General features: G+C 65.9%; 11 protein-coding genes. 1 reads left to right on the forward strand and 10 read right to left on the reverse strand.

Annotated features, from left to right (window positions below):
- Nucleotides 1–3 precede the first annotated feature (3 nt).
- From urtD to IB232_RS00385, 8 genes are all read right to left on the reverse strand, one after another.
- Nucleotides 4–855 (reverse strand): urea ABC transporter ATP-binding protein UrtD, encoded by an 852-nt coding sequence (gene urtD, locus IB232_RS00350; RefSeq protein WP_192396589.1) that lies wholly within the window; start codon nucleotides 853–855, stop codon nucleotides 4–6.
- Entirely contained in the window at nucleotides 852–1,943 is a 1,092-nt protein-coding gene (gene urtC / locus IB232_RS00355) for an urea ABC transporter permease subunit UrtC (protein ID WP_192396590.1), read from the reverse strand. Before urtC ends, urtD begins: the two co-directional genes overlap by 4 nt.
- A complete protein-coding gene (gene urtB, locus IB232_RS00360; protein WP_192396591.1) occupies nucleotides 1,943–3,514 on the reverse strand; it encodes an urea ABC transporter permease subunit UrtB in 1,572 nt (523 codons plus the stop codon). The genes urtC and urtB overlap by 1 nt, the downstream gene beginning before the upstream one ends.
- Nucleotides 3,515–3,714: 200 nt before the next feature.
- Nucleotides 3,715–4,980, reverse strand: coding sequence for an urea ABC transporter substrate-binding protein (gene urtA / locus IB232_RS00365; protein WP_192396592.1), 1,266 nt, complete (start codon nucleotides 4,978–4,980; stop codon nucleotides 3,715–3,717).
- A 14-nt stretch (nucleotides 4,981–4,994) separates the two neighbouring features.
- Complete coding sequence (locus IB232_RS00370; protein ID WP_192396593.1) at nucleotides 4,995–5,765, reverse strand: GntR family transcriptional regulator; 771 nt, start codon at nucleotides 5,763–5,765, stop codon at nucleotides 4,995–4,997.
- A gap of 4 nt (nucleotides 5,766–5,769) precedes the next feature.
- Nucleotides 5,770–7,566, reverse strand: coding sequence for an allophanate hydrolase (gene atzF, locus IB232_RS00375; RefSeq protein ID WP_192396594.1), 1,797 nt, complete (start codon nucleotides 7,564–7,566; stop codon nucleotides 5,770–5,772).
- Nucleotides 7,567–7,738: 172 nt separating this feature from the next.
- A complete protein-coding gene (locus IB232_RS00380) occupies nucleotides 7,739–8,332 on the reverse strand; it encodes a MarC family protein (protein ID WP_412547705.1) in 594 nt (197 codons plus the stop codon).
- Between the two features lie 68 nt (nucleotides 8,333–8,400).
- Nucleotides 8,401–11,169 carry a hybrid sensor histidine kinase/response regulator gene (locus IB232_RS00385; RefSeq protein WP_192396596.1) on the reverse strand — a complete coding sequence of 923 codons (2,769 nt, stop codon included), beginning with the start codon at nucleotides 11,167–11,169 and terminating at the stop codon, nucleotides 8,401–8,403.
- 319 nt (nucleotides 11,170–11,488) lie between these two features.
- On the opposite strand from IB232_RS00385, the gene IB232_RS00390 reads away from it, so the two are divergent.
- Nucleotides 11,489–13,165, forward strand: a complete 1,677-nt coding sequence (locus tag IB232_RS00390; protein ID WP_225592066.1) for an MFS transporter — start codon at nucleotides 11,489–11,491, stop codon at nucleotides 13,163–13,165.
- Between the two features lie 57 nt (nucleotides 13,166–13,222).
- Here the strand turns inward: IB232_RS00390 and purD are convergent, their stop codons facing one another.
- Together purD and purH are read right to left on the reverse strand one after the other, a co-directional pair.
- Complete coding sequence (gene purD / locus IB232_RS00395; RefSeq protein WP_192396597.1) at nucleotides 13,223–14,515, reverse strand: phosphoribosylamine--glycine ligase; 1,293 nt, start codon at nucleotides 14,513–14,515, stop codon at nucleotides 13,223–13,225.
- A gap of 219 nt (nucleotides 14,516–14,734) precedes the next feature.
- The gene (gene purH, locus IB232_RS00400; protein WP_192396598.1) at nucleotides 14,735–16,342 is read right to left on the reverse strand and encodes a bifunctional phosphoribosylaminoimidazolecarboxamide formyltransferase/IMP cyclohydrolase; all 1,608 of its coding nucleotides are present in this window, start codon (nucleotides 16,340–16,342) and stop codon (nucleotides 14,735–14,737) included.
- Between the last annotated feature and the right edge of the window lie 22 nt (nucleotides 16,343–16,364).

Raw genomic sequence — 16,364 nt, forward strand, 5'->3', positions numbered from 1 at the left:
GGTTCAGCGCCCCAGATAGACTTCGATAACCCGTTCGTTGGCCTGCACTTCTTCCAGTGAGCCCTCGGCCAGCACGCTGCCCTGGTGCAGCACGGTGACATGGTCGGCGATGGTGCCGACGAAGCCCATGTCGTGCTCGACCACCATCAGCGAGTGCTTGCGCGCCAGCGACTTGAACAGCTCGGCGGTGAACTCAGTCTCGGCGTCGGTCATGCCGGCCACCGGCTCGTCGAGCAGCAGCAGTTGCGGGTCCTGGACCAGCAGCATGCCGATCTCGAGGAACTGCTTCTGGCCGTGCGACAGCAGCCCGGCCGGGCGATGGCGCGAGCCTTCCAGGCGAATGGTGGTCAACACTTCCTCGATACGCTCCTTCTGCGCGCCGGAGAGGCGGGCGCGCAGGCTGGCCCATACCGATTTGTCGGTCTTCAGTGCCAGCTCCAGGTTCTCGAACACACTCAGCGCCTCGAACACCGTGGGCTTCTGGAACTTGCGGCCGATGCCGGCCTGGGCGATCTCGACCTCGCTCATCTGAGTCAGGTCGAGGGTCTCGCCGAAGTAGGCGTGGCCATTGTCCGGGCGGGTCTTGCCGGTGATCACGTCCATCATGGTGGTCTTGCCGGCGCCATTGGGGCCGATGATGCAGCGCAGTTCGCCGACACCGATGTACAGGTTGAGGTCGGTGATGGCGCGGAAGCCGTCGAAGCTGACGTTGATGCCTTCCAGAGTAAGGATGGTGCCATGGCGCACATCCAGGCCCTTGGCCGCGGCGCTGCCGAGGCCGACCGCATCGCGGCCGCTGCCGGCCGGGTCGAAGGCGGGTTCGAGCATGAATTCGGGTACCGGAGCGGCTCTCATTGGTCCTTCTCCTTGCGCAGCAGTCCTATGACCCCTTTGGGCAGGAACAGGGTGATGACGATGAATAGCGCGCCCAGGGCGAACAGCCAGTATTCAGGGAAGGCCACGGTGAACCAGCTCTTCATGCCGTTGACCAGGCCGGCGCCGAGCAGTGGGCCGATCAGCGTGCCGCGACCGCCGAGGGCGACCCAGATGGCGGCCTCGATGGAGTTGGTCGGCGACATCTCGCTGGGGTTGATGATGCCCACTTGCGGCACGTACAGCGCGCCAGCCAGGCCGCACAGAACGGCGGAGAGCACCCAGATAAACAGCTTGTAGCCGCGCGGATCGTAGCCGCAGAACATCAGGCGGTTCTCCGCGTCGCGCAGGGCGGTGAGCACCCGGCCGAACTTGCTGCGCGCCAGGGCGAAGCCCAGCGCCAGGCTGCCGGCCAGCAGCAGCACGGTGCAGAAGAACAGAAAGGCGCGGGTGCCCGGCGCGGTGATGTCGAAGCCGAGTATCGTCCTGAAATTGGTGAAGCCGTTATTGCCGCCAAACCCCGTTTCATTACGGAAGAACAGCAGCATGCCGGCGAAGGTCAGCGCCTGGGTCATGATCGAGAAGTACACGCCCTTGATCCGCGAGCGGAAGGCGAAGAAGCCGAACACCAGGGCCAGCAGGCCGGGCGCCAGCACCACCAGGCACAGGGCCCAGAGGAAGTTGCTGGTGCCGTACCAGTACCAGGGCAATTCGGTCCAGGCGAGGAAGCTCATGAACGCCGGCAGGCCATCCCCCGCGCTTTGACGCATGAGATACATGCCCATGGCGTAGCCGCCGAGGGCGAAGAACAGGCCGTGGCCCAGCGAGAGCATGCCGGCGTAGCCCCAGACCAGATCCAGCGCCAACGCGACGATGGCGTAGCAGAGGATCTTGCCGACTAGGGTCAGGCCATAGGCCGAGACGTGCAGGGCGTTGTCCGCCGGCAGCAGGTGCAGCAGCGGCATGGCCAGCAGCACCAGCAGGATCAGGCCGCCGACGGTTAGAGAAGCCTTCGGGCCGATGGCGTTGCTCGCCCGTGCGAGAAGCGTTTGATTGAGTGGCATGGTCATCAGTCGATCACCCGTCCCTTGAGAGCGAAGAGGCCTTGCGGACGTTTCTGGATAAACAGAATGATCAGCGCGAGGATCAGGATCTTGCCGAGCACGGCGCCGATCTGCGGCTCCAGCAGCTTGTTGGCGATGCCGAGGCCGAAGGCCGCCAACACGCTACCGGCCAGTTGGCCGACGCCGCCGAGCACCACTACCAGGAAGGAGTCGATGATGTAGCTCTGGCCCAGGTCCGGGCCGACGTTGCCGATCTGCGACAGGGCCACACCGCCGAGGCCGGCGATTCCGGAGCCGAGGCCGAAGGCGAGCATGTCCACCTGGCCGGTGGGTACGCCGCAGCAGGCGGCCATATTGCGGTTCTGCGTCACGGCGCGGACGTTGAGGCCCAGGCGGGTCTTGTTCAGCAGCAGCCAGGTCAAGGCAACCACAAAGAGCGCGAAGCCGATGATCACCATGCGGCTATACGGCAGCACCAGATTGGGCAGCACTTGCACGCCGCCGGACAGCCAGCCGGGGTTCGCGACCTCGACGTTCTGCGCGCCGAAGATCACCCGCACGGCCTGGATCAGAATCAGGCTGATGCCCCAGGTCGCCAGCAGGGTTTCCAGCGGGCGGCCGTAGAGATGACGGATCACCGTGCGCTCCAGCGCCATGCCGATGGCGGCGGTGACGAAGAAGGCCACGGGCAGGGCGGCCAGCGGGTAGAGGGCGAGGTAGCCGGGGGCGAACTTCTGGAAGGCGATCTGCACCATGTAGGTGGTGTAGGCGCCAAGCATCAGCATCTCGCCGTGGGCCATGTTGATCACCCCGAGCAGGCCGAAGGTGATGGCCAGACCCAGGGCGGCCAGCAGCAGGATCGAGCCGAGGCTCAGACCGCTGAAGGCCTGGCCGAGCAGCTCGCCGACCAGCAGGCGGCGCTTGACCTGGGCCAGGCTGGTCTCGGCGGCGGTGCGGACTGCGGCGTCGTTTTCCACGCCTTCGGCCAGCAGGCCTTCCAGACGGGTACGGGCCAGCGGGTCGCCGCTTTCGCCGAGCAGGCGCACGGCTTTCAGGCGGATCTGCGGGTCGGTGTCGACCAGTTGCAGGTTGGCCAGGGCCAGGGCCAGGGCGGCGCGCACGCCTTCGTCCTGTTCGCCGGCGACGCGGGCGTTGAGCAGTTCCAGCTGGGCCGGCTTGGCGCTCCTCTGCAGCTGTTGGGCGGCGGCCAGGCGCGTGGCTGCATCGTCGGCGAGCAGTTGCTGGCTGGCCTGCACGTTGGCCAGCAGGCCGCGCAGGCGGTTGTTCAGGCGCAGCTTCTTCGGCGTGCCTTCGGCGATGGCAGTTGCTTCGGCGGCTTGCCAGCTGCCGTCAACTTCATAGAAGGCGGCCTTGTTTGCGTCGACGCCGACGCGGCCCTGCTGCAGGGCGTCGAGCAGCGGCTGGCGAGTGGCATCGGGTTGTGCGGCCCAGCTCTCGAGGAGCTTGGCCTGCTTGGCCGGGTTGGCGGCGACGAAGTCGCTGGCATCGCCGGCATGAGCGGTCAGTGGCAACAGCAGCGCCAGTGACAGCAGGATTCGGGTAAGGGCAGTGGGCATGTTGGAACAGTCCTTCGAGTGGAGCCGTGGCCCGGAGTGCATCCAGGCTACGAACACCCTCTCCCTGTGCGGGCCACCCCGGCCCCTCTTCCGTGAGCGGGAAAGGGGAGGGAACGCCCCGGCGTTGCTAAGGTGTAGCAAGCAACGCCAGACCGTTCCCTCTCCCACTGGTGGGAGAGGGCTAGGGAGAGGGGCTTTGCTTAGTTGGACTTCACCGCGTAGTCCGGCTTCTTGTCGTTGCCGGGGATGAAGGGGCTCCACGGCTGGGCGCGCAGTGGGCCTTCGGTCTGCCAGACGATGGAGAACTGACCGTCTTCCTGGACTTCGCCGATCATCACCGGCTTGTGCAGGTGGTGGTTGGTCTTGTCCATGGTCAGGGTGTAGCCGCTCGGCGCGGCGAAGGTCTGGCCGGCCAGGGCATCGCGCACCTTGTCGACGTCGGTGGTGCCGGCCTTTTCCACGGCCTGGGCCCACATGTTGATGCCGACGTAGGTGGCTTCCATCGGGTCGTTGGTCACTGCGGTCTGGTAGTTCGGCAGGTTCTTGGCCTTGGCGTAGGCCTTCCACTTGTCGACGAAGGCGCTGTTGACCGAGTTGTCCACCGACTGGAAGTAGTTCCAGGCAGCCAGTTGGCCTACCAGCGGCTTGGTGTCGATGCCGCGCAGTTCTTCCTCGCCGACCGAGAAGGCCACCACCGGGATGTCGGTGGCTTCGATGCCCTGGTTGGCCAGTTCCTTGTAGAACGGCACGTTGGAGTCGCCGTTGACGGTGGAGATCACCGCAGTCTTGCCGCCGGCGGAGAACTTCTTGATGTTGGCGACAATGGTTTGATAGTCGCTATGACCGAAGGGGGTGTAGACCTCTTCGATGTCCTTGTCGGCCACGCCCTTGCTGTGCAGGAAGCTGCGCAGGATCTTGTTGGTGGTACGCGGGTAGACGTAGTCGGTGCCCAGCAGGAAGTAGCGCTTGGCGCCGCCGCCGTCTTCGCTCATCAGGTATTCCACGGCCGGGATGGCCTGCTGGTTTGGCGCCGCGCCGGTGTAGAACACGTTCGGCGACATCTCTTCGCCCTCGTACTGCACCGGGTAGAACAGCAGGCCGTTGAGCTCCTCGAACACCGGCAGCACGGACTTGCGCGAGACCGAGGTCCAGCAGCCGAAGACCACGTCGACCTTGTCCTGGGTCAGCAGCTGGCGCGCCTTCTCGGCGAACAGCGGCCAGTTGGAGGCCGGGTCGACCACCACCGCTTCCAGTTGCTTGCCATTGACGCCACCCTTGGCGTTGATCTCGTCGATGGTCATCAGCGCCATGTCTTTCAGCGAGGTCTCGGAGATCGCCATGGTGCCGGACAGCGAGTGCAGGATGCCGACCTTGATGGTCTCGGCGGCCTGTACGGTCCAGGTCATGCCCATGGCGGCGATGGAAGCGGAAAGAGTGAAGGCCTTGATCAGGCTGCGACGTTGCATAGTGCGATCTCCATTCACGAACTTGAGTGTTGAACTGCTGGGTTGTTGTTATCCGTTGTGGCAGTGGAACCAAGGTCATCGCCCTCACCCCGCGTCGCCGGCACCTTCTGTCGAGCGCTGTGCAACATGTGCAGGGTGATCTTGCGCACTTCCGCCTTGCTCTCCTCGATATGGGTCCTGAGCAATAGCTGTGCCTCTTCGCAACGGCGCGCGAGGATCGCGCCAAGAATCCGTCCGTGTTCGTCGTAGGTGGCGGCAATCCGTGGCGTCTGGGTGAAGTCCAGGCGCCTTAGAATGCGGATCTTCTCGGTGACCTCCAGGTGCACGCGTGCCATCTCGCGATTGCCGCCGGCCTCCACCAGCTGGCAATGAAACTGTTCATCGAGCAGGGAAACCGCCCTGCCGTCCCGCAGGCGCTGCTCGGGTTGCACCAACCAGGTGCAACTGAGTTGTTGCAGTGCGGGGCTCGGCTCGACTTCGGGGCGCCGGCACAGGCGCGCCACCGCCTCCAGTTCGAGCAGGATGCGCAGGTCGTAGAGCTCCTCGAACTGCTCGAAATCCAGCGGGCTGACCTGCCAGCCGCTGCGGAAGTGCACTTGCACCTGGCCCTCGCGCTGCAGGCGGTACAGCGCCTGGCGCACCGGCGTGCGGCTGGCCGCCATGCGCTCGGCCACCTCGCCCTCGCTGAAGCGATCGCCCGGCAGCAGGCGGAACTCGAAGATGTCCTCCTTGAGCTGCCGGTAGATGGCGTCGGCCAGACTGGGTGGCGCTGCGCGCTTGGGCATGGACTCAGCCCTTGAGGCTGGCGATGAAGGCGCGCCAGCCGCCGAAGCTGGTGATATCCCGCGCCCCTTCGAGCGCGTAGGGCTCGCAGATGAATCCCTTGACCCAGCGCCCGTCGGCCAGCTGCAGGTTGCCGATGCCCAGTGGCGGCGGGATCTCGGCGACGAATTCGCCGAAGCGCGCCTGCGGCACATCCCATAGCTCGACGATGATCTCGGCGCCGTCCTGGGCGACGCGCGCCAGGCCCGGCTTGGGCGGCACGGTGCCAGGCAGGGCATACAGCCGGTAGCTGGCGGCGCTGGTGGTCTGCTCGACCAGCACCGCGTCGCGGGTGAGCAGCTGGAAGTTCAGCGGCATGCCGGTGAGGTGCGCGCCGACCACAGCGACCCGCACGCTGCCCGGCGCCTGGCCGATGCTCGGCTGGGCGGGCAGGGCGCGTTGGGTGGCGCCCAGCGGCAAGGCGAGGAACTGCTGCCAGCGCTGGCCGAACGCGGCCAGAGCCTGATCGTGCCAGGCGGGGGCGAGCAGGGTGATGCCGGCGGGCAGGCCATCGGCGCGGAAGCCGGCAGGCAGGGCCAGGGCGGCGAGATCGGCGAGGTTGGTGAAGTTGGTGTAGGTGCCGAACTGGCTGTTGAACAGCACCGGTTCGGCTGTCATCTCGGCGAGGGTGCGGATGGTCGGCGAGGTCGGCACCACCAGCGCGTCGAATCCGGCCAGGGTCTCGTTGATCTTGCGCGCCAGCTCGGCGCGGATGTACTCGGCCTTGTAGGCGTCGCAGGCGCTGTATTTCTCGCCATTCTCGACGATGCCGCGCACCACCGGGTTGATGTGCGCCGCGTCGACGTCTTCCAGCGCCACCGTGCGCTCGGCGACCCAGGAGCCGTAGTAGAGCTGCTCGGCCAGTTGCCGGAAGGGCGTGAAGTCGATCTCCACCAGTTCGGCGCCCAGCTCGCGCAGCTTGCCCAGGGCCTGCTCGAACACGGCCTGGTTCTGCACATCGCCGAAGAACTCGGGCGTGGCCGGTACGGCCAGGTGCGGCTTGGCCGGCATGCCGGCCTTGGCGCTGTTGGGGTTCTTGCGGCTGTAGGCATCGCTGGCATCGAAGCCACCTGCGAGGCTAGCTACGACCTGGGCATCGGCCACGGTCAGGGCGAACACTGAGATGCAGTCCAGCGTACGGCAGGCCGGCACCAGGCCGCGGGTGGACAGCCAGCCCTTGGTCGGCTTGAGCCCGACGATATTGTTGAAGCCGGCCGGCACGCGTCCGGAGCCGGCGGTGTCGGTACCCAGGGCGAAGGCCACCAGACCGCGCGCGACCACGCTGGCGGAACCGGAACTGGAGCCACCGCTGACGTACTCCGCATCGAAGCTGTTGGGCACCGCGCCATAGGGCGAGCGGGTGCCGACCAGGCCGGTGGCGAACTGGTCGAGGTTGGTCTTGCCGATCAGGATGGCGCCGGCGGCTCGCAGTTTGGCAACCACCGTGGCGTCGTTCTCGGCCGTATAGGCGAACTCGGGGCAGGCGGCGGTGGTTGGCCAGCCGGCGGCGTCGATGTTGTCCTTGATGGCGAAGGGCACGCCATACAGCGGCAGCTTGCTCAGGTCACCGGAGGCTTCGGCCAGGTGTTCGGCCAGGGCGTCGAGCTGGGCCTGCAGCTGAGCCGGGGTAGCCAGGGCGATCCAGGCCGGATCGTCGCTCTTCAGTTGCGCGAGCAGTTCAGCGAGCACGCTTGGTTGCAGGTTCTCGCGGCGATAGGCCTGCTGCCATTCGCCGAGGGTCCAGCCGAATCCGGGATGGGACATCTTTCTAGATTCCTTCTTGTATCCAAGTTGGAATTCCCAGAGCAGATGTTGTGCCAGTTCTATAACTGATTGTTTTGTAAGCTATTTATCTCCAGTGCGCGCGTGCAAAGAGCCGCCGCCGCCCCGTTTGGGGGCCGACGGGCCGGGGTGGTGCGCTAGGAGGGGGCGGGAGTCAGGGGGCGAGGTAGCCGCGCACGCCGGTGAAGATGATCTGCGCGGCCAGGGCGCAGACGAACAGGCCCATCAGGCGGCTGAGAATCTGCAGGCCCTGCTGGCCGAGTAGGCGCTCGACCTTGTCGGAGAGATACAGCACCAGGCCGACGGTGGCGCTGGCAATGGCGATGGCGATGATGGCGGACAGCTTGTCGTCCCACTCCGGCTGGCTGATGCCCATCACCAGCAGCGCACCGATGGTGCCGGGACCGACGGTGAGCGGAATTGTCAGCGGCACGATGGTGACGTCCTGCTGCACGTTGTCGGCCTGCACCGCCGACTTGCCTTGGGCCATGCCCAGGGCGGAGATGAACAGCACGCTACCGGCGCCGATGCGGAAGGCGTCGGCGGTGATGCCGAAGATCTCGAAGATGGTCTGGCCGAACAGGTAGAGCAGCACGCTGGACACCAGGGTGCCGAGTGCCACCTTCCAGGCCAGCCTCTTGCGCTCCTTGGCGCTGTAGCCCGGGGTCAGGCTGATGAAGCAGGACAGCACGAAGAACGGGCTGTAGAGGACCAGCATCTTCAGATAGACGGTGAACAGCAGCGACAGCATGGACAGGGCTCTTCAGGGGCAGACGGGCACAGCATAGAAGGCGATGGTCGACCACCGCCAGCCTATCAGGAGGGCAGGGCGTCGCGCTGGCGGCGTTCGCGTTCGCCCACCCAGTGGGCGATCAGGTCACGCAGTTGCGACATCTCCACCGGCTTGGACATGTGACCGTCCATGCCGACCTGGCGCGCGCGCTCCTTGTGCTCGGCGAGGATGTGCGCGGTCAGTGCCACCACCGGCGTGCGCTCGCGCTGCTCGCGCTGCTCCCAGGCGCGCAGCTGCTCGGTGGCGGAGAAGCCATCGAGCACCGGCATCTCGCAATCCATCAGCACCAGGTCGTACTGCTGCTCCTGCATGGCGCGCAGGGCTTCCTCGCCGTTGCTGGCGGTATCAGGGCGCAGGTTGAGCTTGCTCAGCATGCCGCGGATGACCTTGGTGGAAATGCTGTTGTCCTCGGCGACCAGAATGCGGAAGTCTTCGGGCACCTGCAGCGGCCCGCTGTCGACCTGCAGCTGTTGCGGCGCGCCGGCCTGGCGCTGGGCCAGCTCGTCGGCCAGGGTGGTCTTCAGCGTGTAACCGGCCACCGGCTTGGCCAGGATGCGCTTGATCCCGGCGTTGCGCGCGATGATCTTGCTCGGCGCGTTGCTGATGCCGGTGAGCATGATCAGCAGGATGTCATGGTTGAGGTTGGGGTCTTCCTTGATCTTGGCGGCCAGTTGCATGCCGGTCATGCCGGGCATTTCCTGGTCCAGCAGCACCGCATCGAAGAACTCGCGAAGGTGCGCCTTGGTACGCAGCAGGGCCAGGGCCTCCTTGCCGGACGCCACGGCGCTGACCTGCAGACCCCAGGCCGTGCACTGCTGCTGCAGCACCTTGCGGCAGGTCTCGTTGTCGTCCACCACCAGCAGGCGCGCGCCCTGCAGCGGGCCGTCGAGATCGGCGGTGGGTTGTTCCAGGCGTTGCGGGTCGAGCGGCAGGGTCAGCCACAGGGTGCTGCCGGCGCTGCCGCCGCTCTGCACGCCGAACTCGCCTTCCATCAGGCGCACCAACTGGCGCGCGATGATCAGGCCCAGGCGGCCGCCGAGCTTGCTGGCGCTGAGGAAGTCGCTGCTGTGCAGCTGGGTGTTGAGCAACGCGTCGCGCTCGCTCGGCTCCAGCGGACGGCCGCTGTCCTGCACGGCGATGCGCAGGCGTGGTTCCTTGGCTTCGCTGTCCAGCGCCACCACCAGCAGGATCTCGCCCTCGTCGGTCTGGCGGAAGGCGTTGTCCAGCAGGCTCATGAGAATCTGCCGCAGGCGCGTCGGGTCGCCGCTGATTACGCGCGGCACCTGCGGCTGGGTGAAGCTGATCAGCTCGACCTTCTGCTGCTCGGCCTTGGCGCGGAAGATGTCCAGGCAGTCGTCGATCAGCGCATTGAGGTCGAACTGCACGTCGTCCAGCTCGATCTGCCCGGACTCCAGCTTGGAGATGTCGAGAATCTCGTTGATCAGGGTCAGCAGCTCGTTGCCGGAGCTGTGGATGGTCTGCACGTAGTCGCGCTGCTTGGCCGACAGCGGAGTGCCGAGCAGCAGCTCGGTCATGCCCAGCACGCCGTTCATGGGGGTGCGGATCTCGTGGCTCATCTTGGCCAGGAACTCGGCCTTGGCCTTCAGCTCGGCGCTGGTGGCGGCCTCGCTGGTGCGGCGGAACAGGGTGTCGCTCTGAATCTGCCGCTGGCGCTCGGACAGCGCGATGCTGAGCACCAGGCCGGCGACCATGGCCACGCTGAACAGGCTCAGCACCAGCCAGCCGGGGTTGAGCTGGTCGAAGCCGAACAGCACCGGGCCGAGGGTGGCGAAGCCGATATCGAAGATCAGCATGCCGGCGAAGATCAGGCGCGCCGGGCGATAGCCGCCGCGCCAGTGCACGAAGGCCACGGCCGGCACGGTCAGCGCTACCAGCACCACCAGGCCGTAGACCAACCAGCTGTGCCAGAACAGGCCGCTGAAACCGATCATGGCGGCGGCCGCGGCGAGCACGGCGAATTCCAGGTGCAGCACGTGACGCAGCGCGCTGCGCTCGGCTGGGCTGCCGCTGAAGAAGAAGCGGGTGTAGCCGAGGATGCACAGGGCGGCGGTCAGCGCCGCCAGGTCGGCGATCAGCGACTGGTTGTAGCTCTGCTCCGGCAGCAGCACTGCCAGCAGGCCGATATTGGCGGTGGCGCACAGGGCCAGGGCGACGTGCATGCCGGCCAGCCACAAGTTGCTGGCGGTCGGCGAGTAGGCCATGCGCAGCAGGTTGAACAGGGCCAGCAGCAGCAGGCCGCCGAGCAGGGCGCCGAACAGGTAGGCCGGCTTCTCTTGGGCGACCAGCTGGGTCTCGTCGATCACCTTGAACCACATCATCAGCGCGTGGTTGGAGGTCATGCGCAGGTAGGCGACCCGCGGCTGGTTGTCGTTGGGCAGGCTGAACAGGTAGGCCCGCGACGGCAGCGGCCGCGAGCTGAGGGTCAGGGCCTCGCCGGTGCGCAGCTGCTGCTCCAGTACGCCATCCTTGACTAGGTAGAAGTCCAGGTGCTGCACGCGCGGAGCGAACAGCCACAGCCAGTGCGGAGCGGAGAGGGCGGTGGTGTCGACTTTCAGCCAGATGGCCTGGGGCGAAGCGGGGAGGGTGAAGGCGAGGCGGTCGAGGGGCTGGAAGCGCGAGCTCTGGGCCTGGACCTCGTCGAAGGTCAGCTGGGCCGACTTGTCGAGCAGGATCGACCAGCTTTCCTCGGCCGTCGGCGCAGCCGTGGCCATAGCCGGCAGACCCAGGAGCAGGCTGACGATAAGTCCTGTGGCGATCCAGAGCCGATGCACGGCGGAGTCCCTTCTTCGATAGATTTCCGGATTATAGCTATGGGTAATACACAAAAGGCAGTCGTGGCGGCGGCCTTAGTGGGAGCTTTACCGCATCTTTACCCTGTAACCCGTCCCGAATCGGCAATCGAGACGGTCTTGCCCGGGGCGTTCGCGCACGGCGCAGGCGCCTACCACAGATTTGCCGGACATTAGACTAAGGTCTAATGCCGCTCATGCAACGCCCGACTAGCCTTCCTGGTCAGAACAATCACAAGAAAAGACGTCCGGGTAAAGGGCGATCCTCGCTCTCTGCCGACTGGCGTCGGGAGGCACCCCCATGAGCGTAGCAACGGCAGACGCCGGCCAGGCACAGGCCGGACCCATGACCGCCGAGGAGCGAAAAGTCATTTTCGCCTCATCCCTCGGCACCGTCTTCGAGTGGTACGACTTCTACCTGTACGGTTCTCTCTCGGCGATCATCGCGGCGCAGTTCTTCTCCGGGGTAAACCCGACCGCGGCCTTTATCTTCGCCCTCATGGCCTTTGCCGCCGGTTTCGCGGTACGGCCGTTCGGCGCGATCTTCTTCGGGCGCCTGGGCGACCTGGTCGGGCGCAAGTACACCTTCCTCATCACCATCATGATCATGGGCCTGTCGACCTTCATCGTCGGCATCCTGCCCTCGTATGCCAGTTGGGGCATCGCGGCGCCGATCATCCTCATTGTCCTGCGGCTGTTCCAGGGCCTGGCCCTGGGTGGCGAGTACGGTGGCGCGGCGACCTACGTGGCCGAGCATGCACCACACGGGCGGCGCGGCTTCTATACATCGTGGATCCAGACCACCGCCACGCTGGGCCTGTTCCTCTCGCTGCTGGTGATCCTTGGCACCCGCACCTGGCTGGGCGAGGAAGCGTTCGCCGCCTGGGGCTGGCGCATCCCGTTCCTGCTGTCGATCCTGCTGCTGGCCATCTCGGTGTGGATTCGCCTGACCCTCAGCGAGAGCCCGGCCTTCAAGAAGATGAAGGAGGAGGGCAAGACCTCCAAGGCGCCGCTGACCGAGGCCTTCGGCCGCTGGGAGAATGCCAAGGTGGCGCTGGTCGCCCTGTTCGGCGGCACCGCCGGCCAGGCGGTGGTCTGGTACACGGGGCAGTTCTACGCGCTGTTCTTCCTGACCCAGACGCTCAAGGTGGAGGCCGCCACGGCGAATATCCTGATCGCCCTGTCGCTGCTGATCGGCACGCCGTTCTTCATCGTGTTCGGCTGGCTGTCGGACAAGATCGGGCGCAAGCCGATCATCCTCGGCGGCTGCCTGATTGCGGCGCTGACCTACTTCCCGCTGTTCGGTCTGATCACTCACTACGCCAACCCGGCGCTGGAGCAGGCCCAGGTCTCGGCGCCAGTGACAGTGGTGGCCGACCCCAACGAATGCTCGTTCCAGTTCAACCCGGTGGGCACCTCGAAGTTCGTCACCTCGTGCGACATCGCCAAGGGCTTCCTGGCGCGCAACTCGGTGAACTACGCCAACGAGGAAGCGCCGGCTGGCACCCCGGCAAGCATCCGTATCGGCGAGCAGACCATCGCTTCGTTCTCCGGCGCCGGCATGCCGGCCGATCAGTTCAAGGCGCAGTCCGATGCCTTCAACGCCAAGATGACCGAGGTTATCCGCAGCGCCGGCTACCCGGCCAAGGCCGATCCGGCGCAGATCAACACGCCGATGCTTGTGCTGCTGCTCACCGTGCTGGTGCTGTTCGTGACCATGGTCTATGGCCCCATCGCCGCGCTGCTGGTGGAGCTGTTCCCGACGCGCATCCGCTACACGGCGATGTCGCTGCCGTACCACATCGGCAATGGCTGGTTCGGTGGCTTCCTGCCGACCACCGCCTTCGCCATGGTCGCCGCCACCGGCAACATCTACTACGGGCTGTGGTACCCGATCGTGGTAGCGGTGATGACCTTCGTCATCGGCCTGTTCCTGATGCCGGAGACCAAGGATCGCGACCTGCGCAACTGGCACTGATCGCCACGCAGAAACGAAAAGGCCCCGCAGTGCGGGGCCTTTTTCCATCGGCTGAAATCAGCCTTCGCCGTTCTCGCGGGCAATGGCGCGGTAGCCGATGTCGGTGCGGTAGAAACTGCCGTTCCAGCGGATCTGCTCGGCCAGGCGATAGGCCTGCTGCTGGGCGTCGGACACGCTCTTGCCGATGGCGGTGGCGCACAGTACGCGGCCGCCGGCGGTGACGATTTCACCGGCTGCGTTCAGCGCGGTACCGGCGTGGAACACCTTGCCGTCGATCTTGGCAGCGGCGTCCAGGCCTTCGATCACATCGCCCTTGGCATAGTCGGCCGGGTAACCGCCGGCGGCGATCACCACGCCCACGGTCGGACGCGGGTCCCAGGTGGCTTCGACCTTGTCCAGCGCCTTGGCCAGGGCGGCCTCGACCAGCAGCACCAGGGAGCTTTCCAGACGGACCATGATCGGCTGGGTTTCCGGGTCGCCGAAGCGGCAGTTGAACTCGATGACTTTCGGCTTGCCGGCCTTGTCGATCATCAGCCCGGCGTAGAGGAAGCCGGTGTAGACGTTACCTTCGCTGGCCATGCCGCGCACGGTCGGATAGATCACTTCGTCCATCACGCGCTGGTGCACGTCGGCGGTGACCACCGGGGCCGGCGAGTAGGCGCCCATGCCGCCGGTGTTCGGGCCGGTGTCGGCGTCGCCTACACGCTTGTGGTCCTGGCTGGTGGCCATCGGCAGCACGTTCTCGCCGTCGACCATGACGATGAAGCTGGCTTCTTCGCCGTCGAGGAACTCCTCGATCACCACACGCGCGCCGGCATCGCCGAAGGCGTTGCCCGACAGCATGTCGCGCACGGCCTCTTCTGCCTCTTCCAGGGTCATGGCGACGATCACGCCCTTGCCGGCCGCCAGGCCGTCGGCCTTGACCACGATCGGCGCGCCCTTCTCACGCAGGTAGGCCAGGGCCGGCTCGACTTCGGTGAAGTTCTGGTAGTCGGCAGTGGGGATCGCGTGGCGGGCGAGGAAGTCCTTGGTGAAGGCCTTGGAGCCTTCCAGCTGAGCTGCGGCGGCGGTGGGGCCGAAGATGTCCAGCTTGCGGGCGCGGAACAGATCGACCACGCCTTTCACCAGCGGCGCTTCCGGGCCGACGATGGTCAGCTGCACGTTCTTCTCGGCGAAGTCGGCCAACTGCTCGATGGCCAGCACGTCGATGGCGACGTTCTCGCACTTGGCTTCGGTGGCGGTGCCGGCGTTGCCCGGGGCGACGAAGACCTTCTCGACGCGCTTGTCCTGTGCCACTTTCCAGGCCAGGGCGTGCTCGCGGCCGCCGCTGCCGATGATCAATACGTTCATGTTGCTCTCCCAGTGGAGGCGGGCCTTGAGCCCGTTTGGTGGATAAGCAAAGCGTTATCCACCCTACGAAAACTTGCTTCTAGCGTTCTATCGGGCCGCGATGAAGCTGGTGGATGCTAGGCGCGGATGGCTTCGATAAGCGCAGTTGCCGACTGGCAATGAGCATTAGCGAAGTCGTCCGCAACAACGCAGACGCCTGCTTCAGCGCGGCCGTGCCACTTAGTGGCGGAAGTGGCGCATGCCGGTGAATACCATGGCGATGCTGGCTTCGTCGGCTGCGGCGATGACTTCGGCATCGCGCATCGAACCGCCCGGCTGAATCACTGCGGTGATGCCGACCTTGGCCGCATTGTCCAGGCCATCGCGGAACGGGAAGAAGGCGTCGGAGGCCATCACCGAACCGGCAACCTGCAAGCCGGCGTGCTCGGCCTTGATCGCGGCGATGCGCGCGGAGTTGACGCGGCTCATCTGGCCGGCGCCGACGCCGATGGTCTGGCGGCCCTTGGCATAGACGATGGCGTTGGATTTGACGAATTTGGCCACTTTCCAGGCGAAGATCAGGTCATGGATTTCCTGCTCGCTCGGCGCGCGCTTGGTCACGATTTTCAGGTCATCGGCGGTGATCATGCCGATGTCGCGGCTCTGCACCAGCAGACCACCGTTGACGCGCTTGAAGTCCCAGCCGGCGCTACGTTCGGCCGGCCACTCGCCGCACTCGAGCAGGCGCACGTTGGCCTTGGCGGCAACCACGTCGCGGGCTGCCTGGGAGATTTTCGGGGCGATGATCACTTCGACGAACTGACGATCGACAATGGCTTTCGCGGTCTCGCCGTCCAGCTCGCGGTTGAAGGCGATGATGCCGCCGAAGGCAGACTCGGTGTCGGTGGCGTAGGCCAGATCGTAGGCCTTGCGGATGCCGCCTTCGGCGTCGGTGGCCACGGCCACGCCGCACGGGTTGGCGTGCTTGACGATGACGCAGGCTGGCTTGACGAAGCTCTTCACGCATTCCAGCGCGGCGTCGGTGTCGGCCACGTTGTTGAACGACAGTTCCTTGCCCTGCAGCTGGATGGCGGTGGCGACGCTGGCTTCGCCTTTCTGCGCTTCCACGTAGAACGCCGCGCTCTGGTGCGGGTTCTCGCCATAGCGCATTTCCTGGGCCTTGATGAACTGGCTGTTGAAGGTGCGCGGGAAGGAACCGCGCTCTTCGGTCGACAGGGTGTCGCGGCTCTGGTCGATGGTGCCCAGGTAGTTGGCGATCATGCCGTCGTAGGCAGCGGTGTGCTCGAAGGCCTTGAGGGCCAGGTCGAAGCGCTGGGCGTAGCTCAGGCCGCCGGCTTTCAGCGACTCGACGATGCCGGCGTAGTCGCTGGCGTTGACCACGATGGCCACGTCTTTGTGGTTCTTCGCGGCGGAGCGGACCATGGTCGGGCCGCCGATGTCGATGTTCTCGATGGCGTCGGCCAGGTCACAGCCCGGCTTGGCCACGGTGGCGGCGAAGGGGTAGAGGTTGACCGCGACCAGGTCGATCGGCTTGATGCCGTGCTGCTCCATCACGTCGCCGTCGAGGGCGCGACGGCCGAGGATGCCGCCGTGGATCTTCGGGTGCAGGGTCTTGACGCGACCGTCCATCATTTCCGGGAAGCCGGTGTAGTCGGCGACTTCCACGGCCGCGACGCCGTTGTCCTTGAGCAGCTTGTAGGTGCCGCCGGTGGAGAGGATTTCCACGCCCAGGCTGACGAGCTCGCGGGCGAACTCGAGGATGCCGGTCTTGTCGGAGACGCTGATCAGGGCGCGGCGAACGGGGAGGCGGGTGGTCTGGTCGGTCATTGCAAAGTCCATCGGAGCTGGA

The organism is Pseudomonas sp. PDM15, from assembly GCF_014851565.1.
GTDB lineage: Bacteria > Pseudomonadota > Gammaproteobacteria > Pseudomonadales > Pseudomonadaceae > Aquipseudomonas.

Coding starts and splice junctions, on each gene's coding strand:
- purD (WP_192396597.1), bottom strand. CDS start 14,515: ATGAACGTATTGATCATCGGCAGCGGCGGCCGCGAGCACGCCCTGGCC.
- purH (WP_192396598.1), bottom strand. CDS start 16,342: ATGACCGACCAGACCACCCGCCTCCCCGTTCGCCGCGCCCTGATCAGC.
- urtB (WP_192396591.1), bottom strand. CDS start 3,514: ATGCCCACTGCCCTTACCCGAATCCTGCTGTCACTGGCGCTGCTGTTG.
- urtC (WP_192396590.1), bottom strand. CDS start 1,943: ATGACCATGCCACTCAATCAAACGCTTCTCGCACGGGCGAGCAACGCC.
- IB232_RS00370 (WP_192396593.1), bottom strand. CDS start 5,765: ATGCCCAAGCGCGCAGCGCCACCCAGTCTGGCCGACGCCATCTACCGG.
- atzF (WP_192396594.1), bottom strand. CDS start 7,566: ATGTCCCATCCCGGATTCGGCTGGACCCTCGGCGAATGGCAGCAGGCC.
- urtA (WP_192396592.1), bottom strand. CDS start 4,980: ATGCAACGTCGCAGCCTGATCAAGGCCTTCACTCTTTCCGCTTCCATC.
- urtD (WP_192396589.1), bottom strand. CDS start 855: ATGAGAGCCGCTCCGGTACCCGAATTCATGCTCGAACCCGCCTTCGAC.
- IB232_RS00390 (WP_225592066.1), top strand. CDS start 11,489: ATGAGCGTAGCAACGGCAGACGCCGGCCAGGCACAGGCCGGACCCATG.